Here is a 19,413-nt window from a genome sequence, read left to right as displayed (position 1 = left end):
TTTCCTAGTCGTTAACCTTGAGCACAGCAAGGAAGGCATCCTGGGGAATTTCCACACGCCCCACCTGTTTCATGCGTTTCTTACCCGCTTTCTGTTTCTCGAGCAGTTTCTTCTTACGGCTGACATCGCCGCCGTAACACTTGGCCGTCACGTTTTTGCGCAGCGCTTTCACGGTGGAACGTGCCACCACTTGACCACCAATAGCCGCCTGAATCGCCACATCAAACATCTGCCGTGGAATCAGCTCTTTCATTTTTTCCACTAACAAACGACCACGATGGTGGGCGTGATCACGGTGGATAATCACCGCTAGAGCGTCAACTTTGTCGCCATTAATAAGTACGTCAAGACGCACCAACTTGGCCATTTCAAAACGCTCGAAGTTGTACTCTAGCGAAGCGTACCCCTTGGAGATCGACTTCAGGCGGTCAAAGAAGTCCATAACCACTTCGGACATGGGCAATTCATAGGCCAACTGGATTTGGTTACCCAGAAACTGCATATCCAGTTGCGTGCCTCGGCGCTGCTCACACTCGGTGATCACGTTACCCACATACTCCTGGGGAACCAGAATGCTGGCGCGCACCACTGGCTCACGCATTTCATCCACGTCAGCCATATCGGGAAGCTTTGAGGGGTTGGAGACGTAGGTGACGTCGCCATTTTTCATCGCTAGTTCATAGACAACCGTGGGAGCGGTAGTGAGCAGATCGATATTATACTCACGCTCCAGACGCTCCTGGACGATCTCCATGTGCAGCGTGCCCAGAAACCCCACCCGGAAGCCAAAGCCAAGGGCATCAGAATTTTCCGGTTCATAGGCAAGCGAGGCATCGTTAAGCGCCAGCTTCTCTAGCGCATCACGAAAGTCTTCATAATCATCCGCACTGACCGGGAACATACCGGCATACACCTGCGGTTTTACTTTTTGGAAGCCAGGCAGACGCGCGACATCTGGCGTCTTGGTGTGGGTAATGGTATCGCCCACCGGTGCGCCGTGGATTTCTTTGATACCCGCGACAATAAAGCCGACTTCCCCGGCACGCAGAATCCCGGTCTGCTTACGCTGCGGGGTGAAAATCCCCACCTCAGTGGTGCCCCAATCGCGGCCCGTCGATTTAATACGGATCTTATCGCCTTTGCGCAGCGTGCCATCAAACAGACGAACCAACGAAACTACACCAAGGTAGTTATCAAACCAAGAGTCGATAATGAGCGCTTGCAGCGGCGCTTCCGGGTCGCCCTTGGGCGGCGGAATATCGCGCACCAAGCGCTCTAGCAAGGCATCAATGCCCAAGCCACTTTTGGCCGAGACCTGGCAGGCGTCGGTGGCATCCAGGCCGATAATCTCTTCAATCTCCTGGGAAACCTTGTCGCAATCCGCCTGAGGCAAATCGATTTTGTTGAGTACCGGCAGAACTTCTAGTCCCTGTTCGATAGCGGTATAACAGTTGGCCACCGATTGCGCCTCTACCCCTTGTGCGGCATCGACAACCAGCAACGCCCCTTCACAAGCGTAGAGCGAACGCGACACTTCATAAGAGAAGTCAACATGCCCAGGCGTATCGATAAAGTTCAGCTGGTAAACCTGGCCATCGGCGGCGGTGTAATCCAGCGTAACCGACTGCGCCTTAATCGTGATGCCTCTCTCGCGCTCGATATCCATGGAGTCGAGCACTTGCTCTTTTAGCTCACGCTCGGTTAATCCTTCGCAGGTCTGAATCAAACGATCAGAGAGCGTCGATTTACCGTGGTCGATGTGGGCGATAATAGAGAAATTGCGTATGTGCTTAAGCTTTCCGTTGGGAACGTCTTGGGACATCGAGTCTGTTCTGCCTTAGTGGTACGCAAGCGGCCGCATAAACAGGCCGCTTCGAGAGTTCAAAGCTCGAAAACAGCTGCCGTTTAAAAATAAGGGCCATTTCCGACAAAAAGATATCCGCTATTGTAGCGATATGCGCAGGCTAGGAACAGCGGTCCGGCGAGAACCGCCGGACCAGGAGTGAAAATAGGCGGGTTATTCCAGACGCAGCGCTACAAACAGGGAACGTCCGTCGCGGAACAGACGAACTGGAATAGCGCGATCAGTCGGCAACGCCTCGACAATCTCTACCAGCTCAGCTGAGGAGGAAACGCTGCGGTGATCAATACTCACTAACACATCGCCTGGGCGAATGCCGGCCTCAGCAGCCACGCTGCCAGACTCAACCTGACGAACGATCACACCGCCGGGAACATTCAGTTGCTCGCGCATGGTGTCATCAATTTCAGCGACCATTACGCCAAGACGCGCTTGGTTATTGCTGCCTGCCTGTGCCGACTGCTGCTCAGTGTCTGGCCAACTACCTAACTCGACAGACTCGGTCAGTTCTTCACCGTCACGCATCAAGGTGAGCTCCACCTCGGTGCCTGGCGCGCCTTTACCGATCAGTCGCGGCAGCGAGCTTGAGCGCTCAACCTCTTCACCATTGACCTCAAGAATGACATCGCCCGCCTGGAGTCCACCCTGGGCCGCTGGGCCTTCTGGATCAAGATCGGCAATCAAGGCGCCAATCGCATTCTCCATACCGAACGACTCGGCCAGATCATCAGACACAGGCTGAATCATGACGCCCAACCAACCACGGTCTACCCGACCGCCTTCACGCAGTTGCTCGGCCACATCCATGGCAACGTTAATGGGAATGGCAAACGAGACGCCCATAAAGCCGCCGCTACGGGTAAATATTTGCGAGTTGATTCCCACAACTTCGCCGTCTAAGTTGAACAGCGGGCCACCGGAGTTGCCGGGATTGATTGCCACATCGGTTTGAATAAAGGGCACATATGCATCCCGCGGCAAGGTGCGATTAATCGCACTGACGATACCCGCAGTGACCGAGTGGTCGAAACCGAAAGGAGAGCCAATCGCGGCAACCCACTCACCTACTTTTAGCTCGTCAGAGTCACCTAGATTGAGCGTAGGCAGATCATTGGCATCAATTTTGAGTACTGCCACGTCGGTTTGTGGGTCGCTACCAACCACTTCTGCTCTCAATTCGCGGCGATCATTGAGCCGCACAAGGATCTCATCGGCATCTTGCACCACGTGCGCGTTGGTCATTACATAACCATCTTCACTGATGACGAACCCCGAGCCTAGAGACTGTCGCTCTTCTGTGCGTCCCTGACCATTACTGGGGGGCGCTGGAAAGCTATCCCCAAAGAAATGGCGGAAAATCTCGGGGATTTCCTGACCACCGAACCCGCCAAAACCGGGCGCGCTGCTGCGCTGAACCGTTCGACTGGTTGAGATGTTCACCACCCCAGGGGCAGCGTCTTCAACTAATGCGGTGAAATCAGGCAAATTCTGAGCGCTGGCGGCTTGGCCAAACGTCAGCAATGCCACCACACAAACCCAAAGCGTGGAAGGGAGAATCAAGCGCTTCATGCAAGAGCTCCTACTTAATGTGATAGTAAGCGAAGGTATATCAACAACTCACGGCGAGATACCGGAGAACTCATTAACAAACTAATTGACCAAGCGTGGGCGAAAGCGTTCCCCACGCCCGCGCATTAGACATTTAATACTTAGCGCACCGGCCATCAAAGCAATAAAAAAGCCCAGGGGCGCCAGCCAAATCGTAGTACTAACGAGCGCGACCAGCCCGGATAGCAACAGCGCAAGCAGTAGCGGCAGCCCATAAACACAAAAAGCCAGCAACGTGACAGAGGCACGCGGCAGGCTGATAATGACTTGGCTTCCTAACGGATAGTTGCGCTCGGCGTTATCTGTTTTGGAGGGAACCGCTACGGCAATGCGTTGGCTGCGCTGGCGCGCCGGCAATCCGACCCCGCACCCTCTCCCTTGAGCACACTGCTCGCAGTTCTGCTGGGCGGCAATTTCAACGATTACTCCCTGGGAGGTGTAATCGACAACCGTGCCAGTACGAAGCAGAGAAGTGCCAAGTAAAGAGCCACAGGGCGCGGAGGTCGTCATTTTATCTACTCACCTCATCGACGCTTTCTTGAGATTGGTCTTCTAGCAGGTCGAAAGTGATTGAGCGAACAATACGCTGCAGCGTTGCTACGGGCAGCTCACCAATGGCCACCAACTGCCAGCGCCCTTCAGCGGTGATGGTGTGCTCAATGGCGACGGCCGAGACACCCAACTGCTGCACACCTTCCTGCAAGGCAATGGTTGCTTCAGATGCAAGAGGCTCTACAAAGATACTCACGGTAGCCAAACCATCACTGTAAACACGCTGATGCACATCGTCGCCGGCAAAAGTAACCGGTTGCGCAACAAAGCCGTCGGGTAACCAAGTGGTATGCCAAGGCGTGTTGAGGATAACGGTGGGCGAGCCCACTCGTACGCGGCCGGTATATTTTTGGGGCGATTGGAGCTGGGTAATTTGGAAGGTTTCAATGATCCTACCTTGCTGATCACTGAGTACATGCTTAAGGAGTAGGCCGGTATCTCGATCTAACCACCACTGATGGGAAAAACGCCATTGATCCCGAGGCTCGAAAATAAGTTTAACGGCATCGCGACCGGCTACCCGAGCATCATCCTCAAGCTCAATAGCGTAATATTTCTCAAGATGAGCCGCCCACCCTGCAGGAGTAGGCATCTCCCCATTACTATGCTCTTCAGTCCAAGCCAGTCGACCCACCGGCGAGCGCCGCTCAATACTCACGGAAGGACCGTCTAGGTACTGAACCACCTGCTGCCGAATGCCATTCTGGATGCGATGCGACAGCGCCAGCGTGCGAACATCAATAGCATCAATCGCCACCGCCCTGGCTTGGAAGGCATAACAGTGGCTAGCCAACAAACCACGCTCAAGCCACTGCGTGGCATTACTGGGCTGCTCTTCGGATTCCGCCGCGCACTCGTAGCCAGCATGACGAACCGGTTGGCTAACGTCGGACGAGCTATTGGCGTTTTCTGCATGCACTTGAAAAGAGAGCGTACCAACTACTGCTGCCAGTACCCAGGCACGCTTTAATCGCCAGGGCACGATCATGTTGCGCACTCCCATCCCGCGCACTCCCTACTCACTTAACAGGCTTCGTCAAAAAGAACGTCATTCAGCTTAGCGCTGACCTAATGGTTCAGTCACTGCAGATGAACGCATTAATGGCATCCAACTATCACCACTGCCGTAAGCAGCGCTCTGAGTATGCTGCTCTAAATAAGATTGCAGCAAGCCAATCTGATCTACATCAATATTGGTTCCCTGGGAAGCAGTCACTCCCTGAGGCGTCTGCGCTGAAAACCCAGTTTCACTAATATTCATCAGACCGCCCTGACCCGACTGACCGCTAAGCCGAAACGGCGTAGGCTCAAACATGGGCATATCAGCACGTGAGGCTACTGCCGACTGAGAGGCCAAATTGACGGGCTGTACCTGATTAGCGCCAGGTGCGGTCGTTGCCATGTCACCACTGCCCTGGCCAACGGGTGAGTCGTTGCCAAAGAACTGAACGCCGGTGATCACCATCAGTGACACTGCAGCAGCAACGCCAGCGCCGCGGGCGAACGAAATACCCCCCGTACGGTGAGCTACAGGCTCGGCACCTTGTGTCATTGGAGCAGGCTCTTCGCGCAGTCTGGCCATAATGCCAGCGGAGAGATCAACGCTTACATCAACGCCCTGCTCCCGCTGCATCATGCTGCGGGCAAGGTGATATCGGCGCCATGTATCTGCGGCATCGTCATCATTAGGCAGTGCCTTCAACACTCGGCGAAGCTCAAGCTCATCACTCTCGCCATCCATTAACACCGAAAGTGATTCCCGTGTGTTTTGACTCATACTTCACACCCTCACACTGTTTAAAAGAAGTACTGGGGTGATGGCTTGCGTTATACGCACCACCACTCCGACGACTTCCAAGGCCAAGACTCAGTTAAGGCTAATTAAATGAGCAAAACTCATTAGCCTGCGACGCCAAGCTCATGACACTTTGCACATTGATATATCAGCGATTGACACACCAGCGTGCTCATCAAGATAGTCAGGCTTTATGACGCCTTACATGCCAGACAGTTCACAAAAAATAAAACCTTTATTTTTAAGGCTGACATCCTATAACGCTCATATCGCCTCCCCCACTACGACCACTACCCTTCGCGACTGTTCCGCGCGGTCGATACTAATGGGCGGATATGTTCATCAACCGCCTCGCGGGCGCGGAAAATTCGTGAACGCACGGTTCCCACAGGGCACTGCATGACCTGAGCAATATCTTCATAAGCAAGACCATCCAGTTCACGCAGGGTAATCGCCGTGCGCAGATCATCCGGCAAATTTTCGATTGCCTGATAAACCGCGGCTTCAAGCTGGTCTCTGGCAATCGCCGCTTCCGGTGACTCGGAATCTGCCAGTCGACCGCTTTGATCAATGATTTCAGCGTCGACAATATCCATATCACTTCCCGGCGGGCGCCTTCCCCGCGAGACCAGATAGTTTTTCGCCGTGTTAATCGCGATGCGATACATCCAGGTGTAAAACGCACTTTCTGAGCGAAATTTACCCAAGGCGCGATACGCCTTAATAAATGCCTCCTGGGCTACATCCTGAACTTCAGAGTGATCATGAACATAACGACCAATCAGGCCGATAATTTTGTGCTGGTACTTCTTCACCAGCAGATCGAAAGCGCGCGTATCACCTTTTTGGGCACGTTCAACAAGCTGTTGGTCTGTTTCCCGAGTGCCCATTCACACGCTCCTCCAGCTCGTACGGCATGCGCCGAGCCCAATTCCTATTAGCCCTGACAAATGGGCGTTCACAGCAAGCAGCATAGCGTCCCTTGGGCATTGATTAATAATAGAGTGAATAAAAGAGCGAATACGTCGCCCGAGTAAATTGCTGCATTATTATAACGGTACTAAATTTTAACGACAGGGCTCCCAGTGTTGCGCGTTCCGCGCAACGCATCAAGCGCTTACCGCCTTTCGCAAAAACCGTGCGGCTGACACTTTTAATGCCGCTATAGTTCCGCAGCAATTGATTTTTACCTGCCCGGCGAGCGATAGTATGTGCCACTTTTATCGCCCCCTTACTTTTTCAGTCATTACGCAAAGCACAGGTAGCAAGATGCCAGAACAGCAGGTTAATAACCTTAACGTCCTCGCTCAAGACGTTCTCACCACGCCAGAAGCGCTCAAGAATGCCGTGCCGTTAACGGAGGCGGCAGAGCGCACCGTGATCGAAGGTCGCCAAACCATTCAGAACATCCTGGATGGCAATGACCCGCGACTGTTGGTAGTGGTCGGTCCATGCTCAATCCACGATGTGGAAGCCGCCCTCGACTATGCCCGCCGCCTTCGTGAGCTGGCTGACCAGGTCAGCGATAGCCTGTATATCGTGATGCGTGTCTATTTTGAAAAACCGCGCACAACGGTCGGCTGGAAAGGCCTGATCAACGACCCGCACCTCAACGACTCCTTTGAGATCGATGAGGGTCTGCATATCGCCCGTAAATTGCTGGTCGATCTGGCCGAAATGGGCTTACCGCTAGCCACAGAAGCACTGGATCCCATTTCTCCCCAATACCTGCAGGACTGCATCAGCTGGTCAGCGATTGGCGCCCGTACCACCGAGTCCCAGACCCACCGGGAAATGGCTTCCGGCCTTTCCTGCCCGGTCGGCTTTAAAAACGGTACCGACGGCAGCCTGGACGTGGCGATTAACGCGCTTCAGTCCGTGGCCAGCCCGCACAATTTCCTGGGCATTAACCAAGCGGGCCAGGTAGCCATTATTCGCACCCGCGGCAACGCCTACGGCCACGTCGTTCTACGCGGTGGCAACGGCAAGCCCAACTACGACAGTGTAAGCGTTGCCCTGGCGGAGAAAGAGCTCGAAAAAGCCAAGCTCTCACCCAACATAATGATCGACTGCTCCCACGCCAACTCCAACAAAGACGCTGCGCTACAGCCATTGGTGCTGGAAAACGTCACCAACCAGATTTTGGAAGGCAACACTTCCATTATCGGCCTGATGGTTGAATCCAACATTGGCTGGGGTAATCAAAAACTTACCCAAGACCTTAGCCAACTGCAGTATGGTGTCTCCATTACCGATGCCTGCATCGACTGGGATACCACGGTGGAGACCTTCAGCCGCATGAACGATAAACTTGCCGCCACACTGGCCAAGCGCATCGTCAAGTAAGTCAACAACCCCGCTACGGCGGGGTTTTTCATGACGTTCTAGCGACTAATCTCACGCCGAAATGGCGGCAGTGCATCCAGCAGTGCTTGTCCGTAGCGGCGGGTAATCACCCGCTTATCCAGCAAGGTGATCGTCCCACGATCGCTCTCTTTGCGAATCAAGCGCCCACAGGCTTGCACCAGCTTAATAGACGCATCGGGCACGCTAATGCGCATAAACGCATTACCGCCCTGGCTTTCTATCCACTCCGCTAACGTAGCACCCACTGGGTCGTCGGGTACCGCAAAGGGTAACCGCGTAATCACCACGTGCGTCAAATAGTCGCCGGGAAGATCGATACCCTCAGCAAAGCTCGCCAAGCCAAAGATAATACTGCCCTCGCCCCTATCCACTGCCGCCCGATGGCGCTCGATAAGCTCACGCTTAGGTAATGCATCCTGAGCGAGCACGCGCTCCTTCACACTCGCGGGCAACGCTTTGTCTACTGCACGCAGCTGGGCGCGGGAAGAGAACAGCACCAGCGCCGCCTCTTGGTCGGCCAACTGCGAGACAAAAGTCACAATCGCCCGCTCATGGGCCTCCCTGTCGCCAGGGTCAGTGGCCTCTTTAGGCACTCGCAGCACGGCATTGGCGTAATCAAAGGGGCTCGGCAGCGCCTGATAGCGGTAGCGATTCGCCAAGCCTGCACGCTCTTGCAGGCGTTCAAAGCGCCCCAGCGCGGTCAACGTTGCCGAGGTGACCACCGCCCCATGGCAACGCCCCCATAAATGCTTGGCCAGGGTATGTGCGGCTGAAACGGGGCTAGCCGAAAACTCAACTTCCGGCTCCCCCGCTACACGGCTTAGGGTAATCCAGCGAGCGCTGGGCGCCTCATTAGCAACATCCTGCTCACTGAATGCCTGCCACAAGGCATGCGCCTCTAACGCCCGCCCATGAAGCAACGCAACGAGCGGCAGCCAGGTTTCTGCCTGCTCACGATCGAGGCCGGTCTGCTTATCGGGATCAAGGCTTTCGCGCAGAATATCGCTGATACTCTCGAGGCAGCGCGACAGTGAAGCAAACATCACCAATAGCTGCTGCGCCTGTTCCCGCAGGGCATCGGGCACTTGGCCCTTCTCAAAACGCGATTGATGGGTGGCCTCTTCGTCAGCCAAACCGTTTGGCCGCTCCGCCAACTGATGCCCCATACTAAACACGTCGCCCAGTGCGGGCTCCAGGTTATGAATCAGCTCTGGCAAGCTAACCAAAAGCCGCGACACCGTTGGCTGAATAGCCAACGCCTGGTGAAGGTCGGTCAAACTGCTTCTCAGCGTTTTCAGCCAACGCAAGCAGCCGTGTACCGCAAAGCGGTGGGCAAAGTGGGAAAGCGCCTTCTCGGGCAGGTGGTGGCCTTCGTCGAAGACAAAGATGCAGTCCGCTGGGTCGGGCAGAATAGCGCCGCCGCCCAAGGCCAAGTCAGCCAGCACAAGGTCGTGGTTGGCGACGATAACGTCAGCATTCTCAAGCTCTCGGCGGGAACGGAAAAACGCGCAGGCACCGAAGTGCCCACAGCGCCTACCCGTGCACTGGCGATGGTCAACCGTCAGCCGCCGCCAGTGGGCATCCTCAATCGCCTCAGGCCAATTATCACGATCCCCTTCCCATTCACCCTGACCGTAAGCTTGCGCCATATCGCTGGCAATCACGGTGAAGTCGCTACTTTGTGTTTGCAGCGACTGCTCAAACAGCGATAGCGTCGGGTTGGGTTCAGTACCTTCGAGCGCCTGATCCAGACGTGCCACGCACACATAGCGGCCACGCCCTTTGGCTAATGCGTAGCGAAACGCAATGCCGCTATGACTGGCCAGCGAGGGTAGATCCTGATTCAGCACCTGCTCCTGAAGAGCAACCGTGGCCGTGGAAATAATCAGCCGCTTGCCCCGCGCTTTCGCGATCGGCAAGGCGGCGATCAGATAGGCCAGTGTTTTACCGGTACCAGTACCCGCTTCAAGCACACAGACATGGGTATCGCTGGTGCGCTTACCCTCGTCGTCGCTCTCTATATTACCCAGCGTCCGGGCGATTTCGGCGATCATCATGCGCTGACCGTAGCGTGGGGTCAGCTCAAGGGTGTCCACCACGCGACGGTAAGCGTCTTGAATCTCACTTTTGAGGGCTGTATCGAGCATGCGGCTTAGAGCATACCTTCCGGCGGATGCACGCAGGGCAGCTTGTCGTTGATATAGCGTTCGATTTCCGGCAGCGAGAAGGCATCCTCTTCACCGACGAAGCTAATCGACACACCCTTAGCGCCAGCTCGACCAGTACGACCGATACGGTGTACGTAGTCTTCCGGATCTTCCGGCAGGGTGTAGTTGATGACGTGACTAACGTCTTCAATATGGATCCCACGGCCTGCAACGTCAGTGGCGACCAATACCTGAATCTCGCCTTCGCGGAAGCTTTCCAGGGTTTTAATACGCTGATTCTGAGGCACATCGCCCGACAGCATCGCCGCACTGACACCGGCTTTTTTGAGCAGATCGTCAAGCTTGCGAACTAAATCGCGACGGTTACCAAAGACCATCACACGCTCAAAGCTCTCTTGCTGAAGCAAATTAACCAGCAAGCGCTGCTTGTCGTCATCAGACACCAGATACACACGCTGATCTATATCCGCCTGATTCTCAACGGTGACTTCGATCTCAACGTGGGCAGGATCAAGCGTCCATTGACTGGCGAGATTCAAGATGTCGTCGGTAAAGGTGGCCGAGAAGAGGAAGGTCTGGCGCTCCTCTTTTTTCGGCGTGTAGCGAATAATCCGCTTCACATCGGGGATAAAGCCCATCGACAACATGCGGTCGGCTTCATCTAACACCAAAACTTCGACTTCATTGAGGTCGATATCGCGCTTCTGATGGAAATCCAACAGACGCCCAGGTGTTGCCACCAGGATATCGATCTTGCTGCCCAGGCTGTCACGCTGTTTTTGGTAGTCCATACCGCCGACCACACTCGCCACATTGAGCTGCGTGAAACGCGCTAACGCTTTAGCATCTTTTTCGATCTGCAGCGCCAGCTCGCGGGTGGGCGCAATAATTAAGGCACGCGGAGCCCCCGGCTTTTGACCATTGGGTGTTGGCTCTTCCAGGAAGTAGGCCATCATAGAGATCAAAAAGGCTGCGGTTTTACCGGTTCCCGTTTGCGCTTTGCCAACAATGTCGCCACCTAATAGCGTCTGGCGCAGGGCCTCCGCTTGAATAGGTGTGCAGTACTCAAACCCCTGGGCATGAATAGCGCGCATTAAGGGCAGCGGCAGATCAAAGTCATGAAAGCGCCACTTACCGGCCACGGCGGGCACCTGAAACTGACGAAGATCCCAGTTCGACTGGCGACGACGCGGTTTACGGCGGCGACGTTTTGGCTTGCGATTCTGGGCCGGGGCTGTGGTCTGTTCCGACTCGCTCATAGGCTGTCTATCTGTCCATTGCTGTGGAAGTTGGCTTCTTGACGTGCGCATTGTACCAGGGCTTGGCGATAAGAGCGCGTCCTGCTGTCGAAGGAGTCCCAAGGCCTGTTAGAATAGCCGTCAAATCGACGTAAGGAGCGCGACATGACGCGTAAGAAAAAAACTCGTTCACTGGCCGATAAGGTGACAATCCGTACCGGCCGGCGGAAAGATTATAAAAAATGGCGCCACGACAATCCCGACCAAGTGGCCCCTTCGCGCCGTTTTGTAGCGAAAAAGCAGCAGCAGCGCAAACTGCAGGCGGTGAGAAAACTCGCTCGCCAGCAGAGCGGGCAGGATATTGCTATACACCCTGACAAATCGAGCAGCGACGCTAGCAAACCTAAGGGGGACGACTCGTAATGCGCTTGGTCTCGTTCAACATTAATGGCATTCGAGCACGACTTCACCAGTTACAGGCGTTGATCGACACTCAGCAGCCGGACGTAATTGGGCTGCAGGAAACCAAGGTACAGGACAGCGAGTTCCCGCTTGCCGACGTGGAAGCCATGGGCTACCACGTTTTTTATCACGGCCAAAAAGGCCATTACGGCGTCGCTTTAATGTGCCGTCAGGCGCCCGAAGAGATTTTTTACGGTTTCCCCGATGATGAGGAAGACGCTCAGCGACGCATGATCGGCGTTCGTCTGATCGCAGAGAACGGAGAAGCCGTGACGGTATGGAACGGCTATTTTCCTCAGGGCGAAAACGTTACTCACCCGACCAAATTCCCCCATAAAGAGCGCTTTTATGGCCAACTAGCGCGATTGCTCAACGAACAGCACCGTCCCGACGAGCGGCTGGCGATCATGGGCGACTTTAATATCTCGCCGGAAGATCAGGACATTGGCATTGGCGACGCTAACCGCAAGCGCTGGCTGCGCGAAGGCAAAACCAGCTTTCAACCCATTGAGCGCGAATGGCTCGAAGGCATTAAAGCCTGGGGACTTACCGACAGCTATCGCCTCTGCTATCCACAAAGCGATGACCGCTTTAGCTGGTTCGACTACCGCTCAAAAGGGTTTAACCAGGAGCCCAAGCGCGGCCTGCGTATCGACTATATTCTAGTCACCAAGGCGCTAGCCGATCAGGTTACTGCCGCTGGCATCGACTATGACCTGCGCGGCATGGAACGCCCCTCTGATCACGCGCCTACCTGGAGCGACTTCGCTCTCACGCTTAAGGCGTAGTTTTCTACGTAGTCTTTTCTAGTTAAAGCTGGCCAGCCACTGCTCCGCCTCCTCGTCACCTAGCGACGAGGCGCGGGCAAAGGCTTGTTTCGCTTGCCCATCCTCACCCCAGGCGTAAGCAAGTTGACCATAGGCTCGCCAGTCGGCAGCAACTTGCGTATGCAGCGCTAAGGCGTGCCAGGCATTCAGGGCCTTCTCAACGTCTTTAGCCTGCCGCCAAGCGTTGGCAAGCAAACGCAGATGGGACTCATCGCGAACGATATCGCCCTCATTCAGCGCCCGCTCTAGGTGTTCTGCCGCTCTAGCGGGGGTTCCGCCGGCGAGATGGAGTTGAATCAACAGCCAGAAATCTTCCTGCTCGGTCAACTTACCTAATTGCCACCCGGCCTCCCACAAACCAGCGGCAACCCCTGACTGCCCAGCCTGCTGGGCAAGCCCGGCGGCTTGGCGCCAATCTGCGGGGTCGCTTTGCGCATTCAAGTCATCTAGCAGCCAGCCCAATGCCTGATCGCCTTGCCCGGCATTGCGATACACAGCAAGCGCCAGAGCCTGCTGTACTTCGTTGGGCTCTGGCGTCTCATTAAGTGCTTGCTCAAGCCAGCCAGCGGCTTCTTCCCAACGCTCCTGTTGCGCCAGCAGGCGGGTTAGCTGCCAGGTAGTATCACTATCTTGCTGATTGGCTAACCACTCACTGAGTAGCTCAATGGCCTGATCACGCTGGCCAGCAGCACGGCGCAGTGAGGCCTCCTCACGTAGCCAACGGGCTGCTTGGACACTATCCACACCGTTTAAGCCACGGGCAATCGCCAGCCGATCCGCTGCCGCAGCGTGCTGATCCTGACGCGCCAAGGCACCTGCCGCTAACTGTTGATAGAGCGCACTGGCCCACTGATCCGATTGGTTGCCGGATGCCAACCGCTCAGCCTGGGCCGTTGCCCGCTCAACGACCTGAGGCAACGCGCCCTCTTTTAACTGGCTTTGCAGCGCATTGAGGTCAGCAATCACATCACCTTGTAGCGCAGGGCTGGCCTGTGACGAAAGAGGCCAAACGCTGAGTAATAGAATGCATAAAAGACGCTTCATACGGCTACCTCAACTCAAACTCGATCCGCTGGGTGGCATTGCGTAACCGATCGCTGGGTTCAAATTGCCACTTGGCAATCGCCTCCCGCGCGGCATCATCAAACACCCGACGCGGCTGCGCGCTGGTAACCCGTATAGAAGAGCTGTCGACACTGCCATCACGCCGAATCGTAAAGGCCACCTCTACAAAGCCTTCCATACCTCGGCGCTGGGCACGGGGCGGGTACTTTGGACCAACTTGGTTCGTCGGTGTCACTTGGCCCACATTCACCGGCTCATTAGAGGGCGCTGGCTGAGCTTCCGGGGCAGCTTCGCGCACGGCGGGTGCAGAATCCACTGACGCAGGGGCTGCTCTAGGAGCTGCCTCGACAGGTTGCTGTTGCGGGGTCGGCTCTGGTCTCGGCTCAGGAGTAGGTTCGGGCCGGGGTTCCGGTTTAACTTCCGTTAGCTCCGGGAGTTCGCTGTCCATTTCAACCGGCTCGACGGGCTCATCTGGCAGTTCCACTTCCGGCAGACTAATAGTGCTTTCCGCTACCGGAGGCGGCTCGGGTGCAGGCATGGGCGGCGGCGTTTGCTGGGGTGCCGCTTCAACAGGCTGAGGCGTGGGCGCCTCCTGCTCAGGGGCCACCTCCGGCGCTTCAATCATGGTCATCGCCATGCTCATGGTCAGCTCTTCGGGCTCCCGCTCAGGGGGAGCCACTAACTGGGCAAGTAGCCAGAACAAGCCCACCGCCAGCACGACGCCTCCCAATAATGACAGCAGGTGGCGCATCATGACCCACTCCGACTCGCCGCCACCGCCACTTGGTCAACGCCCGCCTCACGTAGGCGATCCATCACCTCGATCAGCAAGCCCGTGGTGGATTCGCGATCCGCCTGAATAACCACCGAGCCATCATCACTTAGCATATCGGCTACCTGCTGGCCGACCCGATGGGCATCCACGGGACTGCCATCTACCCACACTGCACCCTCGGGGGAAATCGCCACGAGCACCTGGGCATCCGGGCGCGGGGTGGCGGCGCTAGATTCCGGCCGCTCAATCTCGACACCGCTCTCTTTGACAAAGCTGGTAGTCACAATAAAGAAAATCAGCATGATAAATACCACGTCAAGCATCGGGGTAAGATTCACCTCGTTGCTCTCAGCAGTCGCATCTATGGAACGACGTCTACGCATCACTCTCCTCCAGTGCCCGCGCCAGGCGATCATGCAGCCGCTGGTCTTCGCGACGGATGACGTGCTCTAAACGGCTAATAAATAACAGCCCTACTACGGCAATGGCCATGCCGGTCAAGGTCGGCAGCGTCGCCCGGGCAACCCCATCTGCCATAGCGCGGGCTTGATGGGTCTCGCTCAGCGAAAGGCTATCGAACACGCTAATCATGCCCGTCACGGTGCCTAACAGGCCTAGTAACGGACATAGCGCGACTAACAGTTTTAACCATGGCAAGGGTTTGCGCAGCCTGGCGACCAGCGCCTCGGCCCACACCTGACGCAGTGTCCGGGCACTCCAACTGGAGTGGTCACTACGTGCCGCCCAGCGGCGTAACAGTTGACGGCGTGCTATACGCCAAGTAATCCGGTAGTACCACCAGCGCTCCATAGCCATGGCAAACACCAGTACGGCCACGACGGCCAAAACCACCAGTACCGCGCCACCCGCCTCTACTAAGCGCTCAACGGGTTCGAGCCAGAGAGGAAGAGTGGACATGTTAATTCACCACGGGCGTGTGAGATTCCAGATGATCTGCCAGTGTCGCGCTCGCCTGCCCTTCAATCACGTGGGTCAAGTAACGGCTGCGGCCTGCCAAAGCGGTCTGTACAAACAACAGCGGTACGGCGGTAATTAGACCTAGTACGGTGGTCACTAGTGCCTGACTGATGCCGCCCGCCATAAGTTGCGGGTCGCCGGTGCCAAACACGGTAATCGCCTGGAAAGTCACGATCATGCCGGTTACCGTGCCCAGCAGGCCGAGCAACGGTGCTATCGCGGCAAGCAGCTTCACCATCGGCTGGCTGCGTTCCAACCTGGGCAACTCGGCCAACACCGCTTCATCCAACCGCGCTTCCAGCGCCTCCGGAGTTTGATGTTTATCCATGCCTTCAAAGCGCAGTAGCACCCGCCCCAACGGGTTATTGTCCCGCAACTGATCGAGGGATTGCCGCTGACGCTTTACGCGCAGGCTAACCAGCACTAGATAGAGATACTGCCCCAGACCGATGATCATACCCAGAATACCCAGCGCCACGACAACGTAGCCGACATAGCCGCCCTGCTGGAAACGCTCCCATAGACTGGGTTGCTGGGCCAAGGCCTCCAGCACGCTGCCCTGGGTAGGATCAATGGCAAAGACGCTGCTCTCGCCTTGGTAGTAATCCGCCAGTACCCCGCCAATGGCATCGGGGGTACGCGGCAGAACCACTAGGTTGCCGTCATTTTCACCGCGCTCTAAAAGCTCGTTCTCGGTAAAGGCCGCAAAATCGCCCAACCGCACCAACTCGCGGGCGGCCACCTCGCCGTTAGCATCGGCTACTGGCATTGAAAGCCGTTCGGCACGGCCGGTGCGCGCGGTTAGCGTTGCCAAGCGATCCACCACGTTTTCCAGCTGATGGCGCTCAAGCACTTCCACTTCATCCAACCGCAGCGGCAGCGAGCCCTCCTCAAGGGTTAGCAGACTCTGTTCGCCAAGCGTGTTGCGAATCTCTGAGCTATGTCGGGCAAGATTGGCCAGCAGACCCGAGAGCGCTTCGCCCTGCTCTGCCTGGCGCTCGCTCAGCTCGCTGGCTTGATCTGTTTGCTCTGCCTGCTGCGCCTGTAGTGCTTCATGCTGCTGCTGGACATCTTCGTGCTCTGCGCGCGCCTGCTCCAGCGCGGACTCTAGCGCCTGCTGGTCATCCAGAAAGCTCATTAGCCGCTGCTGGTCTCGCGCTTCAGCAGCCTCACGGGCTTCACGCAGAGAAGTAGCGCTTTCGGTTTGCGCCATTGATATACCACTTACCGCTACCAGTCCCAATACAACACAGACATAGCCAAGTTGACGGAGTGTTAGTCGACTCATGGTTGCTCTCCCTGCAGGTCATTGGCACTGATCGAGAGCGGCAAGGTTAATAGATCAGGGGCGCGCTGATCTTCCGCCATACGCAGCCCACTGCGCACTTCACGCAGGTACTCGTCATCCAGCGGCTGCCATGCGCCGTTCTCAGCACTCCAAACACCCCCCTCACGGCCATCGGGGGTTAGGTAATAAAAGCCGATACGCCCGATGCGCAAGAAATCCACTTCGCGTTCGCGACCATCCTGACTTAAACGCCCCCGCCAGCTGTCCATCTCCTGACCATAATCGAGCTCAACGCGCCAGGCCTCTAACAGTCCATTAATACGCTCGATAGTGTTTTGACCTTGCTCGTCTGGCTGACGCTCAACCCGCGCCAACCGCTCTTCACGTAGAAACGGCAGGTCACGCTCAATCCAGCCGCTCAGTTGCTCGGCCATATTCTGTTCGATCACGGGCAGCGCTGCGCGGGTCTCTTCCAGCGTATCCAGCGCCGTCGCCAAACGCTGCTGACGCTCGGCCTCTTCCGCCAAGCGCCCGGACAGAGAGGCGTTATCAGCCTTCAACTGGCGGGTTTCGCGCTCCAAACGGCGCAACTCCTCCAACTGCTCCCGGGTCTGTTCATCGGCAGCATCAATCTGCTCCTGAAGCGCTGCCTGGGTTTGCTGGGCTTCGACACTTTCGGCCGCTTGAGCCACTGCTTGTTCACTTGCCATCAGCGTGCCACTGGCCAGCACTCCCGCTAGCCACCATCCACGCAAGGCAAAGAAAGGCCTGTTCAGCACGTCGACTCTCCGTCACTGAGTAGCGGGCGGCGAGCACCGCGCCACTAAAAACTAATTGGGTATTAGAACGATTTGCGTTTATCTTTTCCGGGACATAGCCTACCACTAATAGAATAAATGACAATATTTATCATTAACGATCATTTGATTTCGCTTACCTAACACGCATAAAAAAAGGCGCCCATCAGCGCCCGTTATCACAATATCTAAGCTTAATAGTTAACCACTACGTACTCTTTTGTCAGCGGCGCCAGCGGGAGTTGCCAAGCCTCTTCACGGGTTACCCATCTTGCTTCGGCTATTTCAGCCGCCGCCTCCACAGGCTCGTCGATAACCAGGCTAAACAGGTGCGCTTCAAGCATAATGTCCGGTTCATTGGCAGCGGGAGCGCTGTGCACGCCTAGCGGAATCAGTTGATCTTCATTAACCTGCAAGCCCAACTCCTCTTTCAGCTCACGGCACAGCGCCTCTGGGGCGGTTTCACCCGCATCGATCTTGCCGCCGGGCTGCATAAAGAAGGACGTATTGTGCTTACGCACTAATAGCAAACGACCATCGGGATCGCTCACCATTGCTGCAGCAATTTTTAATACGTTAGCGGGACTGTCTGGCATACCTCCTCCTCTATGCACATTTATTTATACCATCAACTCATCTCCTCCCACTCATACGGCTATTAAAACGCCCAGTCGTCGTCTTCGGTGGCGACGGCTTTGCCGATGACGTAAGAAGAACCGGAGCCGGAGAAGAAGTCGTGATTCTCGTCGGCGTTAGGTGACAGAGCCGCCATGATGGTCGGGTCCACATCGGTGACGCTGCTGGGGAATAGGGGCTCAAAGCCAAGATTCATCAGCGCTTTATTGGCGTTGTAGTGAAGGAATTTTTTCACATCTTCGCTAAGGCCTACCTCGTCATAAAGAGACTCGGTGTAGCGCACTTCGTTGTCGTAGAGCTCCAGCAGCAGCTCATAGGCGTAATCTTTGACTTCCTGCTGACGCGCTGGCGTCGCTTCCGCCATTGCCTGCTGGAATTTATAGCCGATGTAGTAGCCGTGTACCGCTTCGTCGCGAATGATTAGACGAATAAGGTCGGCGGTGTTGGTCAACTTGGCATGGCTTGACCAGTACATCGGCAGGTAGAAGCCGGAGTAGAACAGAAATGACTCAAGGAACACGCTGGCAACTTTGCGCATCAGCGGATCATCCGAGCGGTAGCGCTCCAGAATCAGCTGAGATTTTGCCTGCAGAGTAGGGTTCTCTTCGCTCCAGCGGAACGCGTCATCCACATCACGGGTGGTACAGAGCGTCGAGAAGATCGAGCTATAGGAGCGCGCATGCACTGATTCCATAAAGGCGATGTTGGTGTAAACCGCCTCTTCATGGGGAGTGCGAGCGTCTTCCATTAATACCGGCGCACCCACGCTGCTTTGGATGGTGTCCAGCAGTGTAAGGCCCGTGAAAACGCGGATCGTCAGCTGCTTTTCTTTCTCGGTCAGCGTATTCCACGACTGAATATCGTTCGACAGCGGCACCTTCTCGGGAAGCCAAAAATTACTGGTCAAGCGGTTCCACACTTCCAGGTCTTTATCATCCTGAAGCCGGTTCCAGTTAATCGCATCAATGCGCGATAAACGTTGCATGGTATTCATAT

The 19,413-nt window shown here is 55.9% G+C and carries 19 protein-coding genes; 3 read left to right on the top strand and 16 right to left on the bottom strand.

Annotated features, from left to right (window positions below; translation table 11 throughout):
• Positions 1 to 4: 4 nt before the first annotated feature.
• From lepA to rpoE, 6 genes are all read right to left on the bottom strand, one after another.
• Positions 5 to 1,822: a translation elongation factor 4 gene (gene lepA / locus YERSI8AC_RS09830; protein WP_022523840.1), complete on the bottom strand. Its 1,818-nt coding sequence runs from the start codon at positions 1,820 to 1,822 to the stop codon at positions 5 to 7.
• Positions 1,823 to 2,017: 195 nt separating this feature from the next.
• Positions 2,018 to 3,430, bottom strand: coding sequence for a DegQ family serine endoprotease (locus YERSI8AC_RS09825; protein ID WP_022523841.1), 1,413 nt, complete (start codon positions 3,428 to 3,430; stop codon positions 2,018 to 2,020).
• A gap of 81 nt (positions 3,431 to 3,511) precedes the next feature.
• The gene (locus YERSI8AC_RS09820; protein WP_159176666.1) at positions 3,512 to 3,979 is read right to left on the bottom strand and encodes a SoxR reducing system RseC family protein; all 468 of its coding nucleotides are present in this window, start codon (positions 3,977 to 3,979) and stop codon (positions 3,512 to 3,514) included.
• A 1-nt stretch (position 3,980) separates the two neighbouring features.
• Positions 3,981 to 5,024: a MucB/RseB C-terminal domain-containing protein gene (locus YERSI8AC_RS09815; RefSeq protein WP_159176665.1), complete on the bottom strand. Its 1,044-nt coding sequence runs from the start codon at positions 5,022 to 5,024 to the stop codon at positions 3,981 to 3,983.
• A 54-nt stretch (positions 5,025 to 5,078) separates the two neighbouring features.
• The gene (locus YERSI8AC_RS09810) at positions 5,079 to 5,798 is read right to left on the bottom strand and encodes a sigma-E factor negative regulatory protein (RefSeq protein WP_022523844.1); all 720 of its coding nucleotides are present in this window, start codon (positions 5,796 to 5,798) and stop codon (positions 5,079 to 5,081) included.
• A 308-nt stretch (positions 5,799 to 6,106) separates the two neighbouring features.
• A complete protein-coding gene (gene rpoE, locus YERSI8AC_RS09805) occupies positions 6,107 to 6,706 on the bottom strand; it encodes an RNA polymerase sigma factor RpoE (RefSeq protein WP_009286436.1) in 600 nt (199 codons plus the stop codon).
• Positions 6,707 to 7,085: 379 nt separating this feature from the next.
• Between rpoE and YERSI8AC_RS09800 the strand changes: the two genes are divergently transcribed.
• Positions 7,086 to 8,162 (top strand): 3-deoxy-7-phosphoheptulonate synthase, encoded by a 1,077-nt coding sequence (locus YERSI8AC_RS09800; protein ID WP_022523845.1) that lies wholly within the window; start codon positions 7,086 to 7,088, stop codon positions 8,160 to 8,162.
• Positions 8,163 to 8,200: 38 nt separating this feature from the next.
• Here YERSI8AC_RS09800 and dinG read toward each other — a convergent pair whose 3' ends face one another.
• Positions 8,201 to 10,330 carry an ATP-dependent DNA helicase DinG gene (gene dinG / locus YERSI8AC_RS09795; protein ID WP_022523846.1) on the bottom strand — a complete coding sequence of 710 codons (2,130 nt, stop codon included), beginning with the start codon at positions 10,328 to 10,330 and terminating at the stop codon, positions 8,201 to 8,203.
• A gap of 5 nt (positions 10,331 to 10,335) precedes the next feature.
• Positions 10,336 to 11,610, bottom strand: a complete 1,275-nt coding sequence (rhlB, locus tag YERSI8AC_RS09790) for an ATP-dependent RNA helicase RhlB (protein ID WP_236561334.1) — start codon at positions 11,608 to 11,610, stop codon at positions 10,336 to 10,338.
• 144 nt (positions 11,611 to 11,754) lie between these two features.
• Between rhlB and YERSI8AC_RS09785 the strand changes: the two genes are divergently transcribed.
• A complete protein-coding gene (locus YERSI8AC_RS09785; protein WP_022523848.1) occupies positions 11,755 to 12,012 on the top strand; it encodes a hypothetical protein in 258 nt (85 codons plus the stop codon).
• Entirely contained in the window at positions 12,012 to 12,839 is an 828-nt protein-coding gene (xthA, locus tag YERSI8AC_RS09780; RefSeq protein WP_159176663.1) for an exodeoxyribonuclease III, read from the top strand. The genes YERSI8AC_RS09785 and xthA overlap by 1 nt, the downstream gene beginning before the upstream one ends.
• 18 nt (positions 12,840 to 12,857) lie before the next feature.
• Here xthA and YERSI8AC_RS09775 read toward each other — a convergent pair whose 3' ends face one another.
• The 8 genes from YERSI8AC_RS09775 to nrdF form a co-directional block, all read right to left on the bottom strand.
• Positions 12,858 to 13,922, bottom strand: a complete 1,065-nt coding sequence (locus YERSI8AC_RS09775) for a tetratricopeptide repeat protein (RefSeq protein WP_159176662.1) — start codon at positions 13,920 to 13,922, stop codon at positions 12,858 to 12,860.
• A gap of 4 nt (positions 13,923 to 13,926) precedes the next feature.
• Positions 13,927 to 14,697, bottom strand: a complete 771-nt coding sequence (locus tag YERSI8AC_RS09770) for an energy transducer TonB (protein WP_159176660.1) — start codon at positions 14,695 to 14,697, stop codon at positions 13,927 to 13,929.
• Positions 14,694 to 15,101 (bottom strand): ExbD/TolR family protein, encoded by a 408-nt coding sequence (locus YERSI8AC_RS09765; RefSeq protein ID WP_022523852.1) that lies wholly within the window; start codon positions 15,099 to 15,101, stop codon positions 14,694 to 14,696. Before YERSI8AC_RS09765 ends, YERSI8AC_RS09770 begins: the two co-directional genes overlap by 4 nt.
• Positions 15,094 to 15,636, bottom strand: a complete 543-nt coding sequence (locus tag YERSI8AC_RS09760; RefSeq protein WP_022523853.1) for a MotA/TolQ/ExbB proton channel family protein — start codon at positions 15,634 to 15,636, stop codon at positions 15,094 to 15,096. The genes YERSI8AC_RS09765 and YERSI8AC_RS09760 overlap by 8 nt, the downstream gene beginning before the upstream one ends.
• A 1-nt stretch (position 15,637) precedes the next feature.
• Complete coding sequence (locus YERSI8AC_RS09755) at positions 15,638 to 16,984, bottom strand: MotA/TolQ/ExbB proton channel family protein (RefSeq protein WP_159176659.1); 1,347 nt, start codon at positions 16,982 to 16,984, stop codon at positions 15,638 to 15,640.
• Positions 16,981 to 17,763: a DUF3450 domain-containing protein gene (locus YERSI8AC_RS09750; protein WP_022523855.1), complete on the bottom strand. Its 783-nt coding sequence runs from the start codon at positions 17,761 to 17,763 to the stop codon at positions 16,981 to 16,983. Before YERSI8AC_RS09750 ends, YERSI8AC_RS09755 begins: the two co-directional genes overlap by 4 nt.
• Positions 17,764 to 17,975: 212 nt before the next feature.
• Positions 17,976 to 18,377 (bottom strand): NUDIX hydrolase, encoded by a 402-nt coding sequence (locus YERSI8AC_RS09745; protein ID WP_022523857.1) that lies wholly within the window; start codon positions 18,375 to 18,377, stop codon positions 17,976 to 17,978.
• A gap of 62 nt (positions 18,378 to 18,439) precedes the next feature.
• A complete protein-coding gene (nrdF, locus tag YERSI8AC_RS09740) occupies positions 18,440 to 19,411 on the bottom strand; it encodes a class 1b ribonucleoside-diphosphate reductase subunit beta (protein WP_159176658.1) in 972 nt (323 codons plus the stop codon).
• Positions 19,412 to 19,413 lie beyond the last annotated feature (2 nt).

The sequence above is a fragment of the Halomonas sp. 113 genome, assembly GCF_904067645.1.
Lineage (GTDB): Bacteria > Pseudomonadota > Gammaproteobacteria > Pseudomonadales > Halomonadaceae > Vreelandella > Vreelandella titanicae.
Note: the sequence above shows the minus strand (reverse complement) of the source record. Positions and strands in the feature narration are given on the sequence as shown.

Coding starts and splice junctions, on each gene's coding strand:
- YERSI8AC_RS09775 (WP_159176662.1), bottom strand. CDS start 13,922: ATGAAGCGTCTTTTATGCATTCTATTACTCAGCGTTTGGCCTCTTTCG.
- YERSI8AC_RS09800 (WP_022523845.1), top strand. CDS start 7,086: ATGCCAGAACAGCAGGTTAATAACCTTAACGTCCTCGCTCAAGACGTT.
- YERSI8AC_RS09760 (WP_022523853.1), bottom strand. CDS start 15,636: ATGTCCACTCTTCCTCTCTGGCTCGAACCCGTTGAGCGCTTAGTAGAG.
- lepA (WP_022523840.1), bottom strand. CDS start 1,822: ATGTCCCAAGACGTTCCCAACGGAAAGCTTAAGCACATACGCAATTTC.
- YERSI8AC_RS09815 (WP_159176665.1), bottom strand. CDS start 5,024: ATGGGAGTGCGCAACATGATCGTGCCCTGGCGATTAAAGCGTGCCTGG.
- YERSI8AC_RS09765 (WP_022523852.1), bottom strand. CDS start 15,101: ATGCGTAGACGTCGTTCCATAGATGCGACTGCTGAGAGCAACGAGGTG.
- rpoE (WP_009286436.1), bottom strand. CDS start 6,706: ATGGGCACTCGGGAAACAGACCAACAGCTTGTTGAACGTGCCCAAAAA.
- YERSI8AC_RS09755 (WP_159176659.1), bottom strand. CDS start 16,984: ATGAGTCGACTAACACTCCGTCAACTTGGCTATGTCTGTGTTGTATTG.
- YERSI8AC_RS09745 (WP_022523857.1), bottom strand. CDS start 18,377: ATGCCAGACAGTCCCGCTAACGTATTAAAAATTGCTGCAGCAATGGTG.
- YERSI8AC_RS09825 (WP_022523841.1), bottom strand. CDS start 3,430: ATGAAGCGCTTGATTCTCCCTTCCACGCTTTGGGTTTGTGTGGTGGCA.
- nrdF (WP_159176658.1), bottom strand. CDS start 19,411: ATGAATACCATGCAACGTTTATCGCGCATTGATGCGATTAACTGGAAC.
- rhlB (WP_236561334.1), bottom strand. CDS start 11,610: ATGAGCGAGTCGGAACAGACCACAGCCCCGGCCCAGAATCGCAAGCCA.
- dinG (WP_022523846.1), bottom strand. CDS start 10,330: ATGCTCGATACAGCCCTCAAAAGTGAGATTCAAGACGCTTACCGTCGC.
- YERSI8AC_RS09820 (WP_159176666.1), bottom strand. CDS start 3,979: ATGACGACCTCCGCGCCCTGTGGCTCTTTACTTGGCACTTCTCTGCTT.
- xthA (WP_159176663.1), top strand. CDS start 12,012: ATGCGCTTGGTCTCGTTCAACATTAATGGCATTCGAGCACGACTTCAC.
- YERSI8AC_RS09810 (WP_022523844.1), bottom strand. CDS start 5,798: ATGAGTCAAAACACACGGGAATCACTTTCGGTGTTAATGGATGGCGAG.
- YERSI8AC_RS09785 (WP_022523848.1), top strand. CDS start 11,755: ATGACGCGTAAGAAAAAAACTCGTTCACTGGCCGATAAGGTGACAATC.
- YERSI8AC_RS09770 (WP_159176660.1), bottom strand. CDS start 14,697: ATGATGCGCCACCTGCTGTCATTATTGGGAGGCGTCGTGCTGGCGGTG.